Source organism: Paenibacillus peoriae KCTC 3763, assembly GCF_000236805.1.
GTDB lineage: Bacteria > Bacillota > Bacilli > Paenibacillales > Paenibacillaceae > Paenibacillus > Paenibacillus peoriae.
This window is the reverse complement of the sequence record NZ_AGFX01000020.1, coordinates 1-22,542: the sequence shown is the minus strand read 5'-3', so window position 1 is coordinate 22,542 and position 22,542 is coordinate 1. Positions and strand designations below refer to the sequence as shown.

Annotated in this window: 24 protein-coding genes; 5 read left to right on the top strand and 19 right to left on the bottom strand. The window is 44.7% G+C overall.

Features of this window, described 5'->3' with window-relative positions:
- Positions 1 to 188 precede the first annotated feature (188 nt).
- The 9 genes from KQI_RS0113290 to KQI_RS0113250 form a co-directional block, all read right to left on the bottom strand.
- Entirely contained in the window at positions 189 to 1,520 is a 1,332-nt protein-coding gene (locus tag KQI_RS0113290; protein ID WP_010347262.1) for a peptidase U32 family protein, read from the bottom strand.
- Between the two features lie 30 nt (positions 1,521 to 1,550).
- Positions 1,551 to 2,480, bottom strand: coding sequence for a peptidase U32 family protein (locus KQI_RS0113285; RefSeq protein WP_010347261.1), 930 nt, complete (start codon positions 2,478 to 2,480; stop codon positions 1,551 to 1,553).
- A gap of 11 nt (positions 2,481 to 2,491) precedes the next feature.
- Positions 2,492 to 3,520 carry an endolytic transglycosylase MltG gene (gene mltG, locus KQI_RS0113280; protein WP_029390144.1) on the bottom strand — a complete coding sequence of 343 codons (1,029 nt, stop codon included), beginning with the start codon at positions 3,518 to 3,520 and terminating at the stop codon, positions 2,492 to 2,494.
- 94 nt (positions 3,521 to 3,614) lie between these two features.
- Entirely contained in the window at positions 3,615 to 3,917 is a 303-nt protein-coding gene (locus KQI_RS0113275) for a DUF1292 domain-containing protein (RefSeq protein WP_007431621.1), read from the bottom strand.
- Positions 3,914 to 4,216: a DUF1292 domain-containing protein gene (locus tag KQI_RS0113270; protein ID WP_007431622.1), complete on the bottom strand. Its 303-nt coding sequence runs from the start codon at positions 4,214 to 4,216 to the stop codon at positions 3,914 to 3,916. Before KQI_RS0113270 ends, KQI_RS0113275 begins: the two co-directional genes overlap by 4 nt.
- A gap of 13 nt (positions 4,217 to 4,229) precedes the next feature.
- Entirely contained in the window at positions 4,230 to 4,646 is a 417-nt protein-coding gene (ruvX, locus tag KQI_RS0113265) for a Holliday junction resolvase RuvX (protein ID WP_010347259.1), read from the bottom strand.
- A 9-nt stretch (positions 4,647 to 4,655) separates the two neighbouring features.
- Positions 4,656 to 4,916, bottom strand: coding sequence for an IreB family regulatory phosphoprotein (locus tag KQI_RS0113260; RefSeq protein WP_007431624.1), 261 nt, complete (start codon positions 4,914 to 4,916; stop codon positions 4,656 to 4,658).
- A gap of 137 nt (positions 4,917 to 5,053) precedes the next feature.
- Entirely contained in the window at positions 5,054 to 7,687 is a 2,634-nt protein-coding gene (gene alaS / locus KQI_RS0113255) for an alanine--tRNA ligase (protein ID WP_010347257.1), read from the bottom strand.
- Positions 7,688 to 8,039: 352 nt separating this feature from the next.
- Positions 8,040 to 9,107, bottom strand: a complete 1,068-nt coding sequence (locus tag KQI_RS0113250) for an AI-2E family transporter (RefSeq protein ID WP_010347256.1) — start codon at positions 9,105 to 9,107, stop codon at positions 8,040 to 8,042.
- A gap of 210 nt (positions 9,108 to 9,317) precedes the next feature.
- Between KQI_RS0113250 and KQI_RS0113245 the strand changes: the two genes are divergently transcribed.
- On the top strand, positions 9,318 to 11,291 hold the full coding sequence (locus KQI_RS0113245) for a methyl-accepting chemotaxis protein (protein WP_010347255.1): 1,974 nt from the start codon (positions 9,318 to 9,320) through the stop codon (positions 11,289 to 11,291).
- A gap of 130 nt (positions 11,292 to 11,421) precedes the next feature.
- Here the strand turns inward: KQI_RS0113245 and KQI_RS0113240 are convergent, their stop codons facing one another.
- From KQI_RS0113240 to KQI_RS0113230, 3 genes are all read right to left on the bottom strand, one after another.
- Positions 11,422 to 11,634, bottom strand: coding sequence for a hypothetical protein (locus KQI_RS0113240; RefSeq protein WP_025718630.1), 213 nt, complete (start codon positions 11,632 to 11,634; stop codon positions 11,422 to 11,424).
- 10 nt (positions 11,635 to 11,644) lie between these two features.
- On the bottom strand, positions 11,645 to 12,166 hold the full coding sequence (locus KQI_RS0113235; protein ID WP_010347254.1) for a PRC-barrel domain-containing protein: 522 nt from the start codon (positions 12,164 to 12,166) through the stop codon (positions 11,645 to 11,647).
- A 134-nt stretch (positions 12,167 to 12,300) separates the two neighbouring features.
- Positions 12,301 to 13,452: a cysteine desulfurase family protein gene (locus KQI_RS0113230; RefSeq protein WP_010347253.1), complete on the bottom strand. Its 1,152-nt coding sequence runs from the start codon at positions 13,450 to 13,452 to the stop codon at positions 12,301 to 12,303.
- Between the two features lie 478 nt (positions 13,453 to 13,930).
- On the opposite strand from KQI_RS0113230, the gene KQI_RS0113225 reads away from it, so the two are divergent.
- A complete protein-coding gene (locus KQI_RS0113225) occupies positions 13,931 to 14,401 on the top strand; it encodes a hypothetical protein (protein ID WP_010347252.1) in 471 nt (156 codons plus the stop codon).
- Positions 14,402 to 14,784: 383 nt separating this feature from the next.
- Here KQI_RS0113225 and KQI_RS0113220 read toward each other — a convergent pair whose 3' ends face one another.
- Positions 14,785 to 14,967, bottom strand: coding sequence for a hypothetical protein (locus KQI_RS0113220; protein WP_010347251.1), 183 nt, complete (start codon positions 14,965 to 14,967; stop codon positions 14,785 to 14,787).
- A 95-nt stretch (positions 14,968 to 15,062) separates the two neighbouring features.
- Between KQI_RS0113220 and KQI_RS0113215 the strand changes: the two genes are divergently transcribed.
- Positions 15,063 to 15,536, top strand: a complete 474-nt coding sequence (locus tag KQI_RS0113215) for a stalk domain-containing protein (RefSeq protein ID WP_010347250.1) — start codon at positions 15,063 to 15,065, stop codon at positions 15,534 to 15,536.
- A 216-nt stretch (positions 15,537 to 15,752) separates the two neighbouring features.
- Here the strand turns inward: KQI_RS0113215 and KQI_RS0113210 are convergent, their stop codons facing one another.
- Together KQI_RS0113210 and KQI_RS0113205 are read right to left on the bottom strand one after the other, a co-directional pair.
- Positions 15,753 to 16,172, bottom strand: a complete 420-nt coding sequence (locus tag KQI_RS0113210; protein ID WP_010347249.1) for a hypothetical protein — start codon at positions 16,170 to 16,172, stop codon at positions 15,753 to 15,755.
- Between the two features lie 351 nt (positions 16,173 to 16,523).
- Positions 16,524 to 16,958, bottom strand: a complete 435-nt coding sequence (locus KQI_RS0113205) for a MerR family transcriptional regulator (RefSeq protein ID WP_010347248.1) — start codon at positions 16,956 to 16,958, stop codon at positions 16,524 to 16,526.
- 341 nt (positions 16,959 to 17,299) lie between these two features.
- Here KQI_RS0113205 and KQI_RS0113200 point away from each other — a divergent pair, with 341 nt between their 5' ends.
- On the top strand, positions 17,300 to 18,340 hold the full coding sequence (locus KQI_RS0113200) for an NAD(P)-dependent alcohol dehydrogenase (protein ID WP_010347247.1): 1,041 nt from the start codon (positions 17,300 to 17,302) through the stop codon (positions 18,338 to 18,340).
- Between the two features lie 111 nt (positions 18,341 to 18,451).
- Here KQI_RS0113200 and cymR read toward each other — a convergent pair whose 3' ends face one another.
- Positions 18,452 to 18,871 carry a cysteine metabolism transcriptional regulator CymR gene (gene cymR, locus KQI_RS0113195; RefSeq protein ID WP_010347246.1) on the bottom strand — a complete coding sequence of 140 codons (420 nt, stop codon included), beginning with the start codon at positions 18,869 to 18,871 and terminating at the stop codon, positions 18,452 to 18,454.
- Positions 18,872 to 19,175: 304 nt separating this feature from the next.
- Here cymR and mnmA point away from each other — a divergent pair, with 304 nt between their 5' ends.
- Entirely contained in the window at positions 19,176 to 20,297 is a 1,122-nt protein-coding gene (mnmA, locus tag KQI_RS0113190; RefSeq protein WP_029390143.1) for a tRNA 2-thiouridine(34) synthase MnmA, read from the top strand.
- Positions 20,298 to 20,448: 151 nt separating this feature from the next.
- On the opposite strand, the gene KQI_RS0113185 is transcribed toward mnmA, so the two are convergent.
- The 3 genes from KQI_RS0113185 to KQI_RS26860 form a co-directional block, all read right to left on the bottom strand.
- Positions 20,449 to 20,904, bottom strand: coding sequence for a DinB family protein (locus KQI_RS0113185; RefSeq protein ID WP_241763914.1), 456 nt, complete (start codon positions 20,902 to 20,904; stop codon positions 20,449 to 20,451).
- 226 nt (positions 20,905 to 21,130) lie between these two features.
- Positions 21,131 to 21,385 carry a CPCC family cysteine-rich protein gene (locus tag KQI_RS0113180; RefSeq protein WP_010347243.1) on the bottom strand — a complete coding sequence of 85 codons (255 nt, stop codon included), beginning with the start codon at positions 21,383 to 21,385 and terminating at the stop codon, positions 21,131 to 21,133.
- Between the two features lie 15 nt (positions 21,386 to 21,400).
- The gene (locus tag KQI_RS26860; RefSeq protein WP_010347242.1) at positions 21,401 to 22,540 is read right to left on the bottom strand and encodes a WXG100 family type VII secretion target; all 1,140 of its coding nucleotides are present in this window, start codon (positions 22,538 to 22,540) and stop codon (positions 21,401 to 21,403) included.
- Between the last annotated feature and the right edge of the window lie 2 nt (positions 22,541 to 22,542).

Here is a 22,542-nt window from a genome sequence, read left to right as displayed (position 1 = left end):
CCACATCATCCATTATGTATCTGTTATCTATATAACATCTATCGGAACTATTCGACACGGAGTGTAGCTTTCCTTTGAGGAATGACTAAATTTTGTGAAACTTTTTTCCTAGAAAGGTATTCAAAAAAAAGCCTCTCCAACCGATAGGAGAGACTTTTGCATCTTTTCACCCGCGACTTAGGGCCTATTCACTTCTTTTTACGCATCATATCAAAATACGATACAGGCTGATCTACCTTCATTTTAATCCGTTGAAGCGGGTGACGGGCAGCATCCAGCTCATTGCCTTCCTCATCCCAGATCGTTCCGACCTTTTGTTTAAAGAACGTTCCGTTCGGACCAAAAAATTCAATTTCATGCCCCGGTTTAAAATGATTGCGCTGCTGAATCGTTGCGATACCACTCGCAGAATCATAATCCATAACCAGTCCGGCAAAATCGTAAGGCACTGCTTTTTCCTCTGGCTCATAAATATGATCCTCATGATCCGGTGTATCGTAGAAAAAGCCTGTATTCAGCGGACGATTGGCTGCCTTGTTAATCTCTTCAATCCATTCTGGCTTGAGCACATAATTTTCAGGATCAGCCATATAGGAATCAATGGCTTGACGATAGACATTCACGACCGTAGCTACATAATGAATGGACTTCATGCGTCCTTCCACTTTAAAGCTGTCTACACCCACATCAATCAGATCGGGAATATTTTCAATCATGCACAAGTCCTTGGAACCCATAGTAAACGCATTATCGCTTTCTTCAAATAGCGGAAGCTGGTTAACACCAAGCTGGAACTGTTTCAGCACATTGCTATCCTGCGCCTCTTCCTCAGATATCCACACCTCGCCCGGACGAGCATCCTCGAACAGGTCGTATTTCCAGCGGCAAGACTGACAGCATCCCCCACGGTTGGAATCCCGGTCTGTAAAATGATTGGACAGCACGCAGCGACCAGAGAATGAAGAACACATCGCACCATGGACAAAAGCTTCAATCTCAATGTCCACATGCTTTTTAATTTCCTCAATTTCCTCCAGGCTGGTCTCACGTCCCAAGACAACACGTGGCAGTCCCTCGTCCTTCCAGAACTTTACTGCTTGCCAGTTCAGTGTGGACTGCTGTGTGCTCAAATGCACTTCCAATCCCGGAACAGCACGCAATGCCACAGATACAATGGCCGGATCAGCAACAATCACAGCATGAATGCCTGCCTCGTACAGATTGCGCAGATATTCCTCGATTCCGGCAATATCTTCATTGTGAGCATAGATGTTCGTGGCCACAAGCACCTTGGCACCGTACTTATTGGCAAATTCCACACCTTCCCGCATTTCCTCAAAACTGAAATTGTCAGCGTTAGAACGCAAACCGTATTTTTGTCCACCAATATATACAGCATCCGCGCCATAGTGAACTGCAAACTTCAGCTTTTCCAGATTTCCGGCAGGAGCCAATAGCTCCGGCTTATCCAGACGATTCCGCTTGCCATTATATTTTCTTGTTTTGGTCAACGTTCCCATGACGTTCCCCCCTTGTGTGTTCATGTAATATTAATAAACCTGCTCTTTATAGAAAAATCCGAAGGATAGCTCCCGTTCAGGGTCTTGCAGACGGCGAACCTCATCCAGCCAACTTTCATCATACGCATAAGCTTCCGGATCGGCTGTATAGGTGTCAATGGCTTGACGATAAGCACGAACAACTGCCACATTGTAAGCGGTAGGTTTTAACAGTCCTTCGATTTTAAAGCTGTGAACGCCAGCCTCCATCAGAATATGCAAATCCTCCATGATACAGAAGTCATCCGAGCTCATAATATGTGTCCCGTTCATATCCTCATAAATGGGGAACTTCTCTTCCTTCCGCTCGGCTTCAATCAGGAACAAGCCGCGCTCCCTGCCCAGATCGCCTTCTACAGGGCGTCCCTGATGCAGCATATAGCTTTGCACAAGCTTACGCTTGGAATGATAAATATTAGTCATGCCATGTACTTGAACCTGTGCCTCGATGTTCAGCTTCGGAATCATCTCCGTAATTTCGTCCATACTGAGCTCACGAGCCAAAATAACGCGCGAAGCGCCCTTCTCACCCCAATAGTTGGCGGTTGCGAAGTTGGTGGAAATCATTTCTCCGTTCCAAAACAGCTTCAGATGGGGTGCATACTCCTTTACCGCCATGAGTACCGATGGATCATTAAACTCAATGGCATCTATACCGCATCCGGCGAGTGTCTGCACATATTCAGAGAGGAGCGGCAACAGCTCGTTCGTCATCAAATTTGTCATAGATACATATACCTGCGCCGCATGCTTCCGTGCTTCTTCTACAACCTCACGGATTTGATCCGGTGTAAAATGTCCCGGCAGCCGCATGCCAAAGCGGTCATCTCCAATAAGCAATGCGTTCGCTCCGGCCTCCAGCATATGGCGGGCATCCTCCAGAGAGCTGGCGGTTACCAGCAGTTCGGGTTTGTAAGCCATAGGCTCACCTCCTATTTTGTCTTACGGTTACTTACCTGAATGTTATGCAAATGTTCTTTGTACGTGGCGGCAAACAAATGTTCATGTGTCCCGTCTTTTTTGGTCACATAAAATAAATAATCCGTAGCTGCCGGCTGTAAGGCCGCCACCACTGATTTCAAGCTCGGACTTGCAATCGGCCCTGGCGGAAGTCCCGGGTGCAAATACGTATTATAAGGACTATCTACAGCCAAGTCCTTGAAATACAGCCGTTCCTTTTGCTTATCCAGCATATATTGAACAGTAGCGTCAATTTCCAGCTTCTTGTCCTGCTTGAGTCGGTTATAAATAACTCCAGCCACTAGAGGCCGTTCATCATCCACAACCACCTCGCGCTCCACCAGAGATGCAACACTTAGCAGTTGATGCAGTGTTTCGCCCCGCTGCTTCAGCTTGGCATCCAAATCGGGTAGGGTATCCAGACGCTTTTGCGTCTGCTCCAGCATCGCCTGAACAATATCCTTGGTTGTGCTGCCTTTTTTCAGCTCATAGGTTTCGGGGAAAAGATAACCTTCCAGCGCATAGCGGAGCCCTGCCTGCTTCGGAATATCCCGCACCAGCGAAACGTCAAAAGCGGACGGCTCGTTGGCCAGCTGCAAAAATTGCGCCCGATCCGCCAGTCCTTCCTTTTGCAGCTTATCAGCCATTTGTCTGATCGTATAACCTTCCGGGATTGTAAAACGAATCATTTCCTCTTTGACAACGTCCCCTACCGATAGCTTGGCAATCAGTTGATCAAAGGTTATGCCAGGCTGCGCCTCATAATTCCCGGCCTGTAATGCATTTCCCTGTTGTTTGAATTTTACATAAGCCTTAAACACAAGCGCATTACGTATAAGTCCCTTTTGTTCCAAGGTATCTGCAATAGCTGAGGTTCCTGTTCCCTTCACAACTGTAAATGCTACAGGCTGCGTTTTCGGCTGAACAGGCTGTATAGCACTCCAAATATAGAAAGCTGCTCCTCCTGCTATGATAACAAGCAGCAACAACAGCGTGGTCATCCTCGTCCTTCGCTTCACTTCCACTCAACTCCTTCACAGCCAAAAAGGGCGGACAGGTCCGCCCTTTCAGGTTTGATCTCCTCGTAATCCAGCCTTACAGCTCCGGCAGCGTACATTCATCGTACAGCTCAGAAATATCTTCCCACTCGTCATCATCTTCGATGGTGGTGATGGAGACTTCGCCGTCTGTAGATGAGCTCACATGATATAGCTCATGCTCGCCTGCAGCAGCCCCAGGTCGACGTAATACGGCGTACCGTTGATTACCTACCTTGAACTCTGCTTCCAGCTCCATGCGTACCGCATGACCCTGTTCATCCTGCAACTCTACATCACCGTCGAACGCTTCCTTTAAATCAGAGGTCCAGCTTAGGTCTTCACGTGAATAGTTCGTCATTTCCCGTCTTCCTCGTCCTCTTCTTCGACAAATGTATTAAAGGTCTCTTCAACGATTTCCCACTCGGCATCGTCTTGGATCACATACAATTTAATATCATCGCCTTCTTCCTCATAACGGAAGGCGTAAACATCGGACTCATCAGCTTCAGGGTCCACTGGCGCAACCATCATGTACTTCGCTTCGGAACCGTCTACCTCAAACTTCATAATGACCTCGAACTCTTCTTCGTTGCCCTCGTCATCGGCAATATAAATAATTTCCGGCTCTTCTTCCATACCCACTTGATTTTCAGCCATTACGATATCCCCCTCACCTTGTACTGTGTGCGTCCAAATAGTTTTGCAAGATCAGGCTTGCTGCTAGCTTATCTATCACCTGCTTGCGTTTTTTTCGGCTGACGTCGGCTTCCAGAAGCGCACGCTCTGCCGAACGCGTCGTCAGCCGTTCATCCCAAAGGTGAACGGGTAATCCTAGCAACTCCTTGAGTCGGTCGGCAAACTCAATGCAAATCTCACCGCGTGGACCCACGGTTCCGTTCATATTTTTCGGCAAGCCTACAACCACCTCACCGATTTCATGGTCACGGATTAAATCTGCAATTTTACCGAACTCACTGTCGTCACCACGTCGTTCTATGACTTCCAATCCTTGGGCGGTCCAGCCGAAGGCATCACTTACGGCGACCCCGATCCGGCGGTCCCCGTAATCCAATCCCATTACTTTCATGCCTGTCTCCTAACGGTGCTTCGCCAGATAGAAACGAACCAACTCTTCAATCAATTCATCGCGTTCTTTTTTACGTACCAAGCTTCTGGCATTATTATGCCGCGGCACATAAGCAGGATCACCTGATAACAAATACCCGACAATCTGATTGATTGGATTGTATTCCTTTTCTACCAAAGCATCATATACGGTCAACAAAATTTCCTGAGCAGAAGCTTCCTTCTCATCCGCCTTGACATTAAATTTGACCGTTTTGTCCATGGAATCCATTGTTGACACCTCGCTTCCACAAAACATGTGTACATGTTTATGCCAGCTTATTCTTATACATCATACCATAAGCAAAGCCCTTCAAGGAAATGTCTTAGCCCGTTTTTTTTCCAAAAATCCGCAAAAATTATCGAACTTTATCCTTGAGAAGCTGCCGCCACCAGTTCGTGGGCACGTTGAAGCGCTTCGTCCAGCTTGCTGGCATCCTTGCCTCCTGCTTGTGCCATATCAGGACGTCCGCCACCACCACCGCCGCATACGGCAGCAATTTCCTTCACGAGCTTGCCTGCATGAAGTCCTGCCTTCGTATGCTCTGCAGGTACAGCTACGACAAAATTGACTTTGTCGTCCATCGCAGCGCCGAGCACCAGCACAGCAGCCGGAAGTTTCCCTTTCAACTCATCGGCAATGGCACGCAAAGCGTCCATACTGGAAGCCTGTACGCGTGCAGCCAACAGTTGTACTCCACCAACTTGTACCACCTGATCCGTCAGTTGACCTGCCTCAATAGCGCTTAGCTTGCTTTGCAGCGATTCATTTTCACGACTAAGGTCTTTAATGTGCTGCTGCAAGGACTCAATGCGCTTCGGCACCTCGGATAGCTTGGATTTAACCAGCCCGGCCGATACCTTCAACAGCTCCAATTGTCCTTCCATATATTCAAAGCCAATACGCCCGGTTACCGCTTCAATACGACGCACACCTGATCCGATACCGCTCTCGCTGACAAGCTTGAACAGTCCGATTTGCGAGGTATTGCTGACATGACAGCCACCGCACAGCTCGATGCTGTAATCGCCTATCTTAACGACCCGCACGATATCTCCGTATTTTTCACCGAACAGCGCCATCGCACCCATTGCCTTGGCTTCCTCAATCGGCTTCAGTTCAATATTCACATTCAATTGGCTCCAGATCGCACGGTTTACCCGCAACTCAATATCCGCCAGCTCTTCCGCTGTAATGCTTCCAAAATGGGAGAAGTCAAAACGCAGACGCCCAGGCTCTACCAAAGAACCTGCCTGATTGACATGGTCACCCAGTACTTCTTTAAGCGCTTTGTGCAGCAAATGTGTAGCCGTATGGTTTTTCTCAATTGCCCCACGCAAGGCTTGATCTACTTCTGCTTTCACCGTATCGCCAACGTTCAGCTCACCGGCCTCTACAACGACCTGATGCACATGCTGGCCTTGTGGTGCCTTGAACAGTCCTTCGACCTTCGCAGTCACCGTACCTCCACGCAGCAAACCCTGGTCACTGACTTGTCCGCCACTTTCGGCATAAAAAGGAGTCACATCCAGCACGACCTGACATGTCTGTCCTTCACTAACACTGTCCACCAGCACATCTTCATATACAATCGCCACAATTTTAGACTCAGTTACGAGGTCATTATATCCAACAAATTCACTTTTAACCGCCAAGTCGGACAAAGCTCCGCCCTGAATCTTCATGCTGGCATTGTCCTGATGAGCATCACGCGCACGTTTGCGTTGCTCCTGCATCGCTTCATCAAAACCCTCACGGTCGACTTTCAAGCCCTGCTCATCCGCATAATCCTCGGTGAGGTCAAATGGGAACCCGTACGTATCGTACAGTTTGAATGCGTCTGCTCCGCTAATCATATCGCGGCCTTCCGCCTTCGCCTGAGCGCTGATATCAGCCAAAATAGCCAATCCGTCTGTCAGTGTTTCGTGGAAGCGTTCCTCTTCGGTTTTGATCACCTTGATGATGAAATCACGCTTGTCCACCACTTCAGGGTAGTACACACCCATTATATCCCCAACCGTTTCCACCAGTTCAAACATAAATGGACGGTTCATACCGAGCATTTTGCCGTAACGCACAGCCCGGCGCAACAAGCGGCGAATAACATAGCCCCGTCCTTCGTTAGAAGGCAGTACACCATCGCCAATCGCAAAAGCTACGGTACGAACATGGTCGGCAATGACTTTAAGAGCCACGTCGCTGTCCACATTTTCGTTATATTTGACTCCTGCCATTGCAGCTGTTTTCTGAATGAGCGGCTGAAAAATATCTGTGTCAAAATTGGAATCCACATTTTGCAAAATGGATGCAAAACGCTCCAGGCCGGCTCCTGTATCAATATTTTTGTTTGGAAGCGGCGTATAACTGCCGTCTTTGTTATGGTTGAATTGTGAGAATACGAGATTCCATACTTCCAGGTAACGCTCGTTCTCTCCACCCGGATACATTTCAGGGTCCGTCATGTCGCTGCCGTAGGCTTCGCCGCGATCATAAAAGATTTCCGTACAAGGTCCGCAAGGGCCTTCGCCGATGTCCCAGAAGTTGTCTTCCAATTTGATAATACGTTCAGCAGGCAGACCGACTTTTTCGTTCCACAGCTTGTACGCTTCTTCATCTTCAGGATACACGGTTACAGCCAGACGCTCCGGATCAAAGCCAATCCATTGGGGATCAGTCAGAAACTCCCATGCCCATGTAATGGCCTCTTCTTTAAAATAGTCGCCAATGGAAAAGTTGCCAAGCATTTCGAAAAAAGTGTGGTGACGGCGCGTTTTGCCGACATTTTCAATGTCATTCGTACGAATGCATTTCTGTGAATTGGCGATACGTGGATTTTCAGGCTTCACACGTCCGTCAAAATAAGGCTTGAGCGGCGCCATGCCCGCATTAATCCACAGCAGGGAAGGATCTTTATGAGGAACAAGCGGTGCGCTTGGTTCAATCACATGTCCCTTGCTTTCAAAAAACTCCAGCCATTTGGAGCGGATTTCACTAGCTTTCATATAAATAGCCTCCTAGTTATGGTGTCACTTGTTCTTGGCACAGGCCATAAAAACAGAAAAACGCCCCTGAACGGATCAGGGACGATTGTATCGCGGTACCACCCTGGTTATCGCCGTCCCCTCTATACGAAATACCACATGTACAAGCTGCACACTCAGGCATCTGTTTAACGGACGAGCGATCGCCTTCTTTTCACTGGTAACGGGAGCATCCCGGCGGGTTCAGCCCGCACTCCGAAATGAGCTTTCCCTACTGGATAAACACATTTAAACATACTCAATTTAGTATATCCGTGTCATTTAGCCGTGTCAACGCGATTTCAGACAGGATGCATTAGGAAAACATACAAAATCAGACCGGTTTACGCTTCATATAATATGCAAAAAAATGCTGAAGCGCTACCTTCAATACGGCCATCACTGGAACTGCCAAAATCAAGCCGGTAACTCCCGCTATTTCTCCACCCACCAGCAGGGCAAATATGATAGCTATCGGATGCAGATGCAAGGTTCGTCCGACTACTTGAGGGGAAATTACATTACTTTCCAGTATTTGAATACAGGTGTTCACAACCGCAACCAACAATACCATTTTGAAGGAAACCGTAGAAGCCATAACTATCGCCGGAGCAGCACCCAAAAAAGGACCTAAATACGGAACAATATTAAAAATCGCCACCACACCTGCCAGCAACAGTGCATAAGGCATACCAATCAGCATATATCCGATATAAGCCATTACGCCGATAATGACGCATACCAGCAGTTGTCCTCTGACATAGTTGCCAAGCGCCTGATCAATTTCCTTAAGCACCGTTACAATCGCCTTACGGCGAGAACGCGGGAGATAAGACACAATCGTCCGCTCAAACACTTCAAAATCCTTTAAAATATAAAAAATGAGAAATGGCACAATGAATACATTGAACAGCAAGTTGATCATGCTACCAATGTTATCCATGAAATTAGAAATTCCCGTGGCCATACGGTTCTCCAGTTGAAAAAACCATTGGTTCATCCCGGTTCGCACCCCTTGAGGCAAAATGCCGCTATCCATATTCGACATGATTCCCTGTGCATGCAGGGTCAGTTCAGGCAAATGCTCATTCAGCTCATCCAGTTGTTCAATAAACATCGGGATCAGATTCATCAAAATGACAACAAGGCTGGCCAAAAATACAGCATAGATAAGCAGCACGGCTACACTTCGAGGCACCTTGCGACCGCCCAGCATACTGACAATCGGATTGAGAACATAGGAAATGATCATCGCTACCGCAAACGGAGCAATGATTGTTTTCAGAAAATCATACAGATTCAAAAACAAAGGTCGCAGCAGCCAGATAAAATATAGAATGACAAGTCCCAGCAGCGTCCATATTCCGTACCGGAACAGTCTACTTTTCGTTAATTGCTCCATATTGTGCCCCCTTACCGGACTAGCCTTCCTTAAGTATATGCCTGTATCTCTACTTTAATCCTTCCCCTGAGTATGAAGGTGCCATTAATAACCATTGTAAAAAAATGATGAACAAGGAGGAAAATAATTAACAATGTCATTCCATCTGTCGATATAAGTACAAAGAACTATATTAAGCTTTCACATTTCTGAATCATCGGAGGTCGTTACATGAACTTAAAAATGAAACTTATTCTCCTTTTTGCATGTATCGTTGTCGTTGCAGCCGGGCCTTTGTCCGTTATTAGCATGACAAGCATTAAAAATCAGGCCAACCATGATATCCAAGAGCTTATGAACAGTACAGCCTCCGAAACCGTCAATCAGCTCGACGGATGGACACGCGGGAACGCCAAAATAATCGAAACGCTGGCTGCTGGATTGCAATCAGCTGATATACCTTCAGATGTCAAATTAGTTTCCCTGAAAGCGGCCTTTCAAAATTATAAGGATCAAAGTATCGCTAACATTTATGCTGGACTTGAGGATGGAACCTACTGGGATGGCTCCGGCTGGTTTGAAGCAGGCTATGATCCTCGCGCCCGTCCGTGGTACAAGGATGCCAAAGCCAAAGGGGATGTATTTTATTCCTCACCATATATTGATGCAGCCAGCACCGATTTCACCATCTCGATTGCCAAGCCTCTCAAGGATTCCAATGGATCCATCACCGGGGTTGTCAGTGAAGATATTTTGTTAAACGATATGACAAAAATCATTAAAGACATAAACCTGAACGGATTAGGCTATGCATTTCTGATTGACCAAAACGGAGTCGTGATCGCACATCCAGACAGCAAGCTGGCTGGTAAAAATCTCAAGGATACGCCCGAGTTAGGTTCGTCAACTGCAGCCCTGCTGAGCGCCCCTTCGGGAAAAACAGACTACAGCTACAATGGCAGTGAGCGCCAGCTTTATTTTAAAAAGATGCCCAGCACAGGCTGGATTGTAGGATTGTCTATTTCAAAAGATATTGCTTTTCAGGAATACTACTCCACTCGCAACCAAATGTTGATTACTGTTGCTATTATTTTCGTCGTTGCCATGCTGCTGGCGATCTGGGCGGCAAACAGCTTTATCAAGCCGATTCGGAAGCTTCAAGTGAACGTCAAACGGGTAGCTGAAGGGGATATGACAACACGAGTGGATATTAAGGGTAAGGATGAAATCGCCAGTCTGGGTACGGATTTTAATATCATGTCGGACAATCTCTCTAACCTGTTGCGTAAAGTAGCAGATACAGCCGCCGATGTCAGCTCAGCTTCGCATGATATGCACCAGCACGCCAAAGATACGGGAACCATAGCGTCACAAATCGCCAGTGCAGTTCAGGAGCTTGCTCAAGGAGCGAGCGATCAGGCGGAGGCCGTGTATTCCGGATCTGAGAAGCTGACTTACATGACAGACTCTATCAACCTGATTGGGGAAAGAGTCAACCGGACCCAAACTGCCGTGTTCGAAACAGATTCTGCCGTGATCGCAGGGTATGAAACAGCCGAGCGTCAAGCAAAGCTGGCAGCGGAGTCCAGACAAACGACGACTGCGGCAGGAGAAGCAGTAGATTCGCTCGCTCTAAAAACTCAGGATATCGAGCGATTGGCCGGTGCTATCCACGATATCGCTGCACAAACAAACCTGCTGGCCCTCAATGCGTCCATTGAAGCAGCAAGAGCGGGGGAACACGGACGAGGCTTTGCCGTCGTCGCAGGGGAAGTGCGGAAGCTGGCAGAACAAGCGGGTAGTTCCAGTGACAGTATCATGAATAAGCTGGAAGAAATCAAAATTGCAGGACTACGAAGCGCGGAGGAAATGAAAAAGGCTCTTACTGTAACTGCTGAACAGGAGCAGGCAGCCACCGCAACGAGACAGGCGTTTGAATCCATCCGCGGAGCTTCTCAGCATATGCTTACCCAAATTGAGGACGTTTCCGCCGCGACGGATCAACTCCGCGTGAATGCTGGACATATTTCCGATGTTATCTCCAGCGTGGTCGCCGTCTCTGAACAAAGTGCAGCTTCTACCGAGGAAGTCGCTTCCTCCGTCCAAGAACAAGGCCATTCTATGAACAATATTGCCGACCTTTCCGCCAAACTCGATTCGCACGCAGATCTTCTGCTGGAAGAGGTCAAACGCTTTAAACTTTAAGCACTGGTGTCTTTGCAAAACTGTGCAAACAAAAGAGGGTGACTCCCAGGCCAATACAGCCACCGGGGGTCACCCTCTTCGTTATTTTGATACAGCATAGTAGACAGCCTGTCCGCTCCGTGCGTAAAGCTTAAGAAGAAGCGTGGATCTGCGGCAAGTCCTGTTGCACCATTTCATCTCCGAAGAACAGGTCGTCCAACGAACTAAGCGTTCCATCCTCTTCTACCTGGTAGACGGACATTTTCTCACCATTCACCTGAAGTTCGATAAAGCATCCCCAGCAATAAAATTGATGGGAGCCGATTTTGCCGATATCTTTCGAATTACAATTCGGACATCTCAATAAACTCACCCTATCCATTAACAGAATATATGGCTTTTTCCAGACGCTGCTCGCTTAACGGGGGCACCATGACAGCATTTTCCCCGATGGACATATCTTCGGTGCAGGGCAGCCATTTCCGCCCTTCTATCATATCCGATACAAAACCATCGCTGATTTCCAAGCCTATTATGTTATTGCCCATTTCCTGATCGAAATAAACATCCGAAATGTGTCCGAGCATAAGCCCTTCTTCTGTCAGCACGGATAAATCCTTCAGTTTACCGGGTCCAAGCAAGTACGTATGGCGTATATGACTAGCTTCCGTTTTACGGACCGCCTGCTGATTGCGAATCATGATCGCATCTTCACCATAAGCAACAATGTCATCCCAAGCAATCACTTTCACTTGAGAAGAGAAAAGGCCTTTGCCCTCCAACTCGATCCCCGTAATTCTCCAATCAGCTGTCACCATAAAGTCATGTATTTTACCAATCTGCTTTCCGTCCTCCACATCGAAAACGGAGAGCCCGATCATATCTTGAAGCCTCATATATAGGGTACCTCCTCATTCTGCAAATCCGAACGAAGGTGCGGTCCTTTTCGTACATGCCTGTCAGACCTTGCTTCCGTTCATGCAATGAAATGGAAAACCGCCTCCCTTCTTATTAAAATGCAGGGAAAACCCTAGTACCTAGTACGCAGCCGCTTCCATATGGTTTCAATTTTCTTGGCCGTGTATTCCATTTCTTGCGTAGTATTACCCAAACCGAAGCTAAAGCGAATCGCTGATTTCAAAACATCTTCAGGAAGATTCATCGCCTGCAGTACATGTGACAGCTCCAGAGACCCGGAAGTGCAGGCTGAACCGCTGGCCGCTGCAATTCCTTCCATATCGAGATTCATCAGCATGGTTTCCGTACCAATGGCCGGGAAGCTAACATTCAGGACATTCGGTAAAGAATGCTCCGGATCACCATTGATCACAAAAGCATCGCTTCCCAAAGTGTCTCCCAATGCTTTCAACAAGGTTTGACGAAGCGTTGTATCGTAAGCCGAACGTTCCTCTATGGACGCACTGGCCAGCGTTGCGGCTTTTGCCAGACCAGCAATTCCCGCGATGTTTTCGGTACCGGCACGGCGTTTCTTCTCCTGGAGTCCACCATGCATCAGCGGTTGGATGCGTGTACCCTGACGGATATACAAGGCTCCCATCCCTTGCGGGCCGTTAATCTTATGACCAGATACGCTAAGCAAATCAATCGGAAGGCTCTGGCAGTCTATGTGAATATGACCGAAAGCTTGAACCGCATCTACATGGAATATGATGCCGCGTTCTCTCGCAATCTGTCCTACTTCATGGATCGGCTGGATGACGCCTACCTCATTGTTGGCATACATCATGCTGATTAAAAACGTATCCGGCCGTATGGCAGCCTCTACATCCGCAGGGTTGACACGCCCAAAGTCGTTGACCGGAACGTAGGTTACCTCATAGCCTGCTTTCTCAAGCTCGTCGCAAGCATGAAGCACCGCATGATGTTCAATCGCAGTCGTAATGATGTGGCCAGAAGTACGTCCATCTGCCGTAGCCGTCCCGAACAGGGCCAAATTATCGCTTTCTGTCCCTCCACTTGTAAATATGATTTCTTCAGGCTTGCAGCCTAAAGAGGCCGCAACGGCATCCCGCGCAGCACTGACGGTGCGCTTGGCATCCCGGCCAAAGGCATGCACGCTCGAAGCGTTGCCGAATTGGCCGATCATGATGTCCATCATAGTCTGCGCAACCTCAGGATGCATAGGAGTCGATGCGGCATGATCCAGATAAATTCTGTTCATGTTAATCCACCTCAAATATAGAACATCTTGTTCTTAGTATTGCCGAAGTTCAATTATATACTTTCTTCTGGACATAATGCACTTTAAAAGTTTTTTAAAACATTTCAACCGTAGAAATTCACGGGTATTCGCCGAAATTGTGATTTTTTGTAATACAAATAACCAGGTTGCCCACACTCAAATCGGTCTCATCCACAACTTCCTTATAATTGTATATTGAGGCATACAAAGTAGCAATGATATTTATGAGAAATTAATATTCTCGAAAGTACCTCTCTTTGTCTCTCAGCAGAATGATGATTTTTTGATCTGAACAAAATATTTAAAGAAAATAGCAGGAAATACCGATAACATGTGTGGCAGAAAAAAAGCAAAACCCGCAACCGATGTGGATAGATGAGGACGTTTAATAAATGAAAATAGTACGTGCATAGAATTATGTTGGGACAAAGTTCTAAATAACATAAGGAGAGTTAAAATGGAGTATATATTGGCAGTATTCATAGGCTTGTTTGCACTTATTTTTATAGTATATCCTTTCAAAGTACTGGTTCGGTGGTTAGCAGGATTTTTAAAATTAAAAAATTCCGCCACTTCCTTTATTACTTTTGGTACGCTTACTTTGTTGTATCTAATATTTATTACAATTAGATCACAATCAATAGAGGATATACTAAGAGGAGCTTTGATAGCCATACCTGTTTTTGTACTATATTTAATAATTGATCTTCAAAAAAGTAATGAACATAGTAAATTTATAAAGTTCATTCATCATCTGGCGGTAAGGATTATTATCTCTGTCTTTACTTTTATTTTGGTTTTGTCTTTCTATTCTCACCAATTACATGACGTTCTCTATATAAAGTCATTGTTGATTGCTATCGTTTATATGTTCGTCATTCTTAGACGGAGAACTAAGAAAACAAGAAAAGTTACATTACCTACATAAAACAGATAAGATATCCTGACGTTTTAAGTAAGTGAACATTCAAATAAACAACAAAAAGGACTCTTATTGGCTGTATACCAGTGATTGGAGTCCTTTCTCACATCTACTCTAAATTCAAATCATATCAATTCCCCGGTAGAATCTATTAATCAAGAAACAACTCTTTCTACTCTTAATAGTTACGGTGCTCTTCTGTCACGCCTAGCCGATAGCCAAAGCGAGAAGAACAAAATAAAAAGCACAGCTATAAAACCCATTAAAACCACCAACTAGAATCCCCGCCTTTTTATGACAACTCATTACATATATTATATCGGGATAACTAAGGTATTTTTTACATCTGCATAAAGCACTACATACTTACTCTAAACTCAACACTGCCCTCACATGTTATACTTTCCGGCGATTTTAACTGACTTAGATGAAAATTTCTCCACTACTCCTCCGTAGTCTACAACCGATACCAAATCCTCACATAACGACTGAACTACATATACTCTTACCTGGCTTAATGTAGCTGCAAACAGGTCTATATCGGACTTTAACACTTTATATGTATGGTTCATCCCGCAAGTGGCTCTTGTCCTCCCACGAGTTGTCGTAACTTTTTCATCATACATTGCGTCTAAAAATCAAACAAATGAGAAGGGGTTCAATTATTATGAAAAAAATCTTGTTATTTTCAGTGTTAATTATAAGTTGTACGGCATTGGCTGCTTCCACTTACGCCGCCAATTACGTGCCAAAATATACGTTGACAGTCAACAACAAAACAATACCATCAGATTCTGATATACCTGCACCGTATAAAGCAAATGACGGTACAGTTATGGTCCCTTTGCGTACAACATCAGAGGCGTTAGGATACAAGGTGCTCTGGCTTCCTGAAAAAGAAGAAGTACGCATAGAAGATAACATTCAATCTGTTACACTACACAATAATTCTAGCAAAATGATAGCCATTGGAAAATTGAAAATTATTAATCTCTCCGGAGAGTCAACCCTGGACAGTCCAGTTACCAAAAATAACGGATGTTTGTATGCTCCAGCTCATATGTTTGAAAAATTTTTTAATGATGTTGTTATTACAAAACAAGCAGTTTCAATATCTGCACAAGTATCTTATCTCAATTAATTGAAACCCGTAATGGAGGAATTGAACTGTGACCCGCAAGAGAGTCACAGTTCACATAAGCCAGCATAACCTTTCACATCTACTCTAAATTCAAAACGATCAACGAAAAAGCTCTGCCGACCAATTAAGGAGATTAATTCAATTGCTGGCTTGAACAACGCATAATTAAACCCTCCCCACTTAATCGGTAGGGGTAAGCTGTATAGCTAGAATAATTTAGAGGTTTCCAGGTTGTGAATCAGCTACTCCCCATGTTTCCCCATTAACTTTATATTCGCTGCCTCTCCACTGAAGTGTGTAGTCTCCAGAACGCATACCATTGGTAATCCCTTCATCAGTAGATTTCCAAGTCACTGTATCGTGAGGAGTGATTACTAATGCATCAATATATAGTTTGTTTGAACTGTCGTGCGTTAAGCTTACCCTTACTGGATGATCAGAGTGGTTCTTCATACGAAGTTTAACATGCCCCCAACCTTTAGGAACATTAAAGGATTCTCCTACAGTTGCGCTTCCGCCTGATCTTTGAGAAATTATGATGTTTTCGCTAGTTTTACTTGTTGAAGCTGAAGTAGCCCCTACCGTAATCGTCATGGTTAAAGACAAAATCGAGAACAGGAATGTTTTTTTCTTCATAATTTTCTCCTCCATTTTTTGATATGGTCTACTTGAAAGGGACTACTGATTACAATCTGGTAGTTCCTTTCATATCTACTCTAAATTCAAACTGCTTATGAAGGAAATACGCTTCGTTAATCTAATGGGCAATTTAATTTAAGTACGTTCTCTCACAAAGTTATAGATAGAGCGGCACATGTAGTCAGGAAAAATAAAAAATCGGCGTTCCTTCTTTTATAAATTATTAAATAATGAAAAGGAACAGATTATGCCGAACCCAATAAACACTAAATCATTTGACTTATACTGTTTTGTTACTAATTGATCGATTACCATCTTTGAAGAATTTCCCGTTCGGTCTGTTTTAAATTACAGGTGCTTTTCTGTTAGATTAGTAATGAGACTCCCTATTTTATTGTTTTTATGAATATTTTCCGTTCCAGCATCCAATGCAGTTTTGTAATATAAACATTTATGTTCAATGACTTCCATTGTTTTTTTTAGTTCTTCCATTTGTGCTTCTACAGTAGCTTTTCGTTCCATAAACATGTCATATCTTTGTTGTAATGTGGAATCCCCACCAGAACACCAATCAATGAAATTTTTAATTTCTTTGATCGGCATCCCGGTGGATTTTAGACATTCAATTATTTTTAAAGCGTCGATATCAGATTCTTTAAATAATCTTGTTCCGCTAGATGTCCGTTCTACAAAAGGCATAAGTCCCTCCTTGTCGTAGTAACGCAAGGCGTATGGTGTAAGATTCAATTCCTTTGCAACTTCGCTGATAGAATATGTCTTCATCATGTATCTCCTATTCTTAATGACATAGACTTCGAGTTAACTCGATGGTATAAGGGGGATTCTATCAAGTTATTTGTTGAATGTCAAAGTCCCCTTTTAGGAAAAGTAGAATCAGGTTCTATCTAGGAGAAATATAATTAGCAAGAAAATAATATAACTAGATAGAGACTATATTAGTAGATGAAATGAACCTGTATGAGCGGAAATCTTCAAAAGGAATATAAACTAATGACTTGACTTAGAGCTAACTATAAGGATTAACATTGATTTACAAGAGAAAAAAGTATGAATGGAAATACAACTGCATTCTCTTGAAAAATAAAAATTATAGGAGGTTCTTTATGATAACTGCTAAAGCACGAGCTGTCGACGGTCCAGACAAACCGTTTCGATCGGCTGAAATTAAACGACGGGATCTTGATTCGCATGATGTTCTGATTGAAATTAAATATGCCGGCATATGCCATTCTGACATCCACACAGCTCACGGCGAATGGGGGCCAGTGAACTACCCTCTCGTACCTGGACATGAGATTGCAGGGATTGTCACGGATGTAGGATCTGAAGTTACAAAGTACAGAGTTGGTGACCGGGTAGGGGTTGGCTGTATGGTTGATTCCTGTGGCGAATGCGAGAACTGTCGTAAAGGAGAGGAACAATACTGCCTTAAAGGAAATGTCCCTACCTACGCTGGTGTTGACAAATACGGCGAGCCTACACAAGGTGGATATTCTACCCACATTGTCGTAACTGAGGATTTTGTAGTAAGAATTCCAGATAACATTGAGCTTGACGTGGCTGCTCCATTACTTTGCGCAGGTATTACGACTTATTCGCCGTTAAACCGCTGGGGAGCTGGTCCAGATAAGAAAGTAGCGGTTGTGGGAATGGGAGGCCTTGGCCATATGGCTGTCAAGATTGCACATGCTATGGGTGCTGAGGTAACTGTTTTATCACAAACATTAAAGAAAAAGGATGATGGCTTGCAATTTGGCGCGGATCACTACTATGCCACAAGCGAACCAGAAACATTCGAAAAACTTGCTGGGCACTTTGATTTGATTATTAACACGGTAAGTGCCAATATCGATATGGATGCTTATTTGGCACTACTCACTCTTGATGGAACTTTGGTGAACGTCGGTGCCCCTGGGGAGCCGTTGTCACTAAATGTGATGTCCCTCATCGGACATCGCCGTTCATTTGCAGGTTCAATGATAGGAGGCATCCGTGAGACACAGGAAATGTTGGATTTCTGTGCAAAACACAATATTGTTCCTAAGATTGAAGTGATATCGGCCGACCAGATTGACGAAGCCTACAAACGAGTGTTAGCATCTGATGTGAAGTATAGATTTGTGATTGACATTAGCACAATGTGAACTATGTAAATCATAAGTTATAAAAATGATTTTAATTTTGAAGGTGTCCCCAAAGCTTTGATTGGGACACCTTCACTTTATTCTGTCTACAATCTTATTCCAGCTCTTGGGTTAAATGTAAAACATATAATTATCCAATTCATCATGTTCTTGGTATGTGATCAAGTCCTTCAGTGTTGTGGAATCCAGCACTTCAGCAATGCTGTCACGAATTCGCAGCCAGAGCTGGCGTTTGGCCGGATCATCTTCTTCCGTGAAATCGACTGGAGAAATCGGACCCTCCAATACACGAATGATATCTCCCGCCGTTACTCCTGCCGGTTCATTGGCAAGAATATAACCGCCATAAGCACCACGGATACTTTTTACCAAACCTGCGTTACGCAAAGGTGCAATAAGCTGCTCCAGATAATGCTCGGAGAGCTGATTTTTTTCGGCAATACTTTTCAAAGAAGTTGGACCCTCGCCAAACTTGGCAGCAAGCTCCATCATAATGGTCAGGCCATAGCGGCCTTTCGTTGATATTTTCAATTGTGCCACCTCACTTATAGTAACAATTCCGTTAAACACGCGGAATAACTGGTGTTGTAAACCTCTCTATTCCGATCCTAACCCTCTGCTTATGTTAACATATTAGGGCAGGTAAAGGGAAACATTACAGATACAATCTTAAAAAAAGTTGTTTTCGAGCGATTTGGAACGGCTTTAGCCCGTTTTATGTAGCTTTCTCCCATCGTTCGCCTTGTCGTTTAATCATCCAAACATCGTAACTCATTATCGTTTATGTTACAATAGGTGGGTTCTACAACAATAATGAAAGAATTGGGTGATGACCATGGCTAAAGCCAATCATGAAACCCGTGTCGTCGTCGGGATGTCCGGTGGCGTCGACTCATCCGTTACCGCGCTGCTGCTAAAGGAGCAGGGCTATGACGTAATCGGCATCTTCATGAAAAATTGGGATGACACGGATGAATTTGGCCGTTGTACGGCTGAAGAGGATGCGGAGGATGTGCGCCGCGTCTGTGAACAGATCGACATTCCTTACTATACCGTCAATTTTGAAAAAGAATACTTTGATAAAGTATTCTCCTATTTTCTTGATGAATATAAAGCTGGACGCACACCTAATCCGGATGTCATGTGCAACCGTGAAATTAAATTCGGCGAGTTTCTCAATAAAGCGCTGGATTTGGGAGCAGATTATGTTGCTACTGGGCATTATGCACGGGTTGTGGAAGAAGACGGCCGCTTTACTTTGCTGCGCGGTGTGGATAGCAACAAGGATCAGACCTATTTCCTGAATGCGTTAAGTCAGAAGCAGCTATCCCGGGCAATGTTCCCGATTGGTCATTTGCCAAAGCCAGAAGTTCGCAAAATTGCGGAATCTGCGGGACTATATACAGCCAAGAAAAAAGACAGCACGGGTGTTTGCTTTATCGGCGAGCGTAATTTTAAGGAGTTTCTGAGTGGATATCTGCCTGCAAAAGGTGGAGACATGGTGGACATCGCTACTGGTGAAGTCAAAGGACGCCACGATGGGCTGATGTACTATACACTGGGTCAACGGCAAGGCTTGGGCATCGGCGGCTCAGGTTCAGGCGAACCGTGGTTCGTAGCCGATAAGGATCTGGAGAAGAATATTTTGTATGTGGTACAGGGTGATCGTCACCATAGCTTGTACTCCACCGGCCTGATTGCAACAGATGTGAATTGGATTGAAGGCGCAGATGTACGCCCATCCGGGGAATTCCGTTGCACAGCCAAGTTCCGTTACCGCCAGCCTGACCAGCAAGTAACCTTGCGATGGCTTGAGAATGGAACTGTACACGTCGTATTCGATGTACATCAAAAGGCCATTACCCCTGGACAAGCTGTCGTGTTTTATGATGGGGAACGATGCCTCGGCGGCGGAACCATTGATAAGGTAGAAAAACTTCAACCTGAAACAGTTTAAATGAATGATCGGTTTGCATCGGCACCGCAATAATTAAAAAAGTCGTTTCTCCTTATTTGGGAGGGACGACTTTTTTAATGCAGGACGCAGACTAATGGACGCTTTCGTCCTTTTTCGCTCAGGCACACAATCCAGTAATCCCAGACTGACGTCAGCGAATGGCTTGTAGAGCTTTCACGATTTGCTCTTTATGATGTCTGTCGTGTTGGACAAACATGTGTTGCAAAAAATTTTCCATGGTGTATGGACTATTAGGAAATTGACGGACAAAAGATGATTCTGAAACCATTTTGAGCTGCCTAATCATTTGCTTGCGCTGAGCAATAGCTTCATTTAACAAATCATGTGGTTTCATATTTCTGCCGAACGCAACGGATGCATCGTTAAATGCCTGTACATCGGGATGTTCCTGGAGCGCGACTTGTTCATCATTGATAATCTGTATAAGCGTCTTAGTCAAGCTTTTGTCCCAACCCATAATATGACTGATAATATCTTGAATCGACCATGTATCCGCAATTGGTTTGCAAAACAACTCATCCGAGTACGAAGACAAAGCAGAAAGAAATACAGGCCATTTTTCTAAATCATCAGAAACCTCAGCCACCGTTGCCAAGTGAATTCCCCCTATTTGATGAGCCTATAAGAAGTAATATGTTTCCTATTCTCCAAATTACGAACTGTAGCTATTACAGCAGCACTCTCTAAAAAAACAAATGCTTTCTACCATTATTCTGGGAGAGGGACCTTCCAAACTTCCCCCAGAATCCGTCAAATTCCGTACTGGGTAATCCTCACGAAACGCATCTTCTCCTCTAAGACTCGCTTTTATGTTAATCACTCTCAGTATTGTTTTCTGGAAGTTCCTCCGATACTGGTTTTCTGACCTTATCTATAAATCTCTCTTCAGAAGCCCCAAAAGTTTTATAATTTTTTTGCGCCATGTTCAAAGAAATCTTATTCGCTCCCATGGCTATATCAGGATTATTGTGTGCAATAGTATCATACTGCCAATAACAAACTTCACAAATATCAAAATCCTCTTCAATAGTAAAATTACCGCAACATGGGCATTTTTTCGTATCCATCTTAGTTGCCTCTCTTTATTTTGGAGTATATAAACTAATTTGCTCTAACCAATAGTCCAACCCATTCTCAGGCTTGAAATAAGTTGAGATTCCTCCGTACTTATTAATTATCCCAAATTCATTTGTAGCAGAATCATATCTGAAATATGTTCCTTCGTTTGAAACAAAAGTCTGAGTTGTTGACGTTGGGCGTTTTTCTAAAAATTCTCTTGCATCCTGTAAATATTTTTCCGGTAAATCATAATCGTGCTTACTAGCATGTCTATCTAATGTACTTTTACCTTTACCATTCATAAAATCCACTTCTGGATTACGTGTTCCGTCATAGGGTTTAGCATAATTTCCACCTCCGTCCGCCCCCTCAATAGCATGAGGCGCACTCTCTGCCTTACCTCCCGAGGATGGAGTAGATTTGGATGAACCTCCACCTTCCCCCTTCGTCATCTGCCACAATTCGGCTGAGCTTTTCCCAATTCCGCTTGCACCTTTAAATGCGGTGGTGCTTCCATGTGCTGCCAAAGCCGCCGATCCAATTAATCCCGGTACACCAACGATACTCCCTACGCCTGAAGCTGAAACAGCAACTGATAATCCTTCTCCACCAGTTCCAACGATTACCTCACCAGCCCCCTGCAATGTCGTAGCTACGTGACCGAGAATTTCACCTACCTTAGCTGCCATGGGATGATCATAGTTGCGGTCTTTGTCGAGCAGCATTCCCAAGGTTAAATCTTCCTGAATGGCTCCTTTTGCTCCTTGAACAGTATCCCATAAAATTTCTCCTTGAAGCTTACTCGCTTCCATCTGGGCTTCAGCCTTGGTGATCTCAGCTTGTCCAATTTGTTCAAAGATTTTATGTAGCCAACCTTCATTGCTGGATGCCTTTTTGATAGGTACACCATTTCCCGGTACATCTAATACGACCTTTTCTCCGTCCACCTGTGTAAAGTTTTTTGAAATAAAAATAAGTTCCTGTGCTACTGTTGATAGTCGTTCAAGCGTCACACTCATAGATTGTCGAGAAACCTGAAATTCCTGAAAAAATCTCTCTCGGGTAGCTCCAGACCAGCCTTGTTGAACAAAATCAATTCGTCCACTCAAAAAATTCAGCATACGTTCCATTTCGTGTTTACCCTGCAAGAACTGGTCAGCCACTT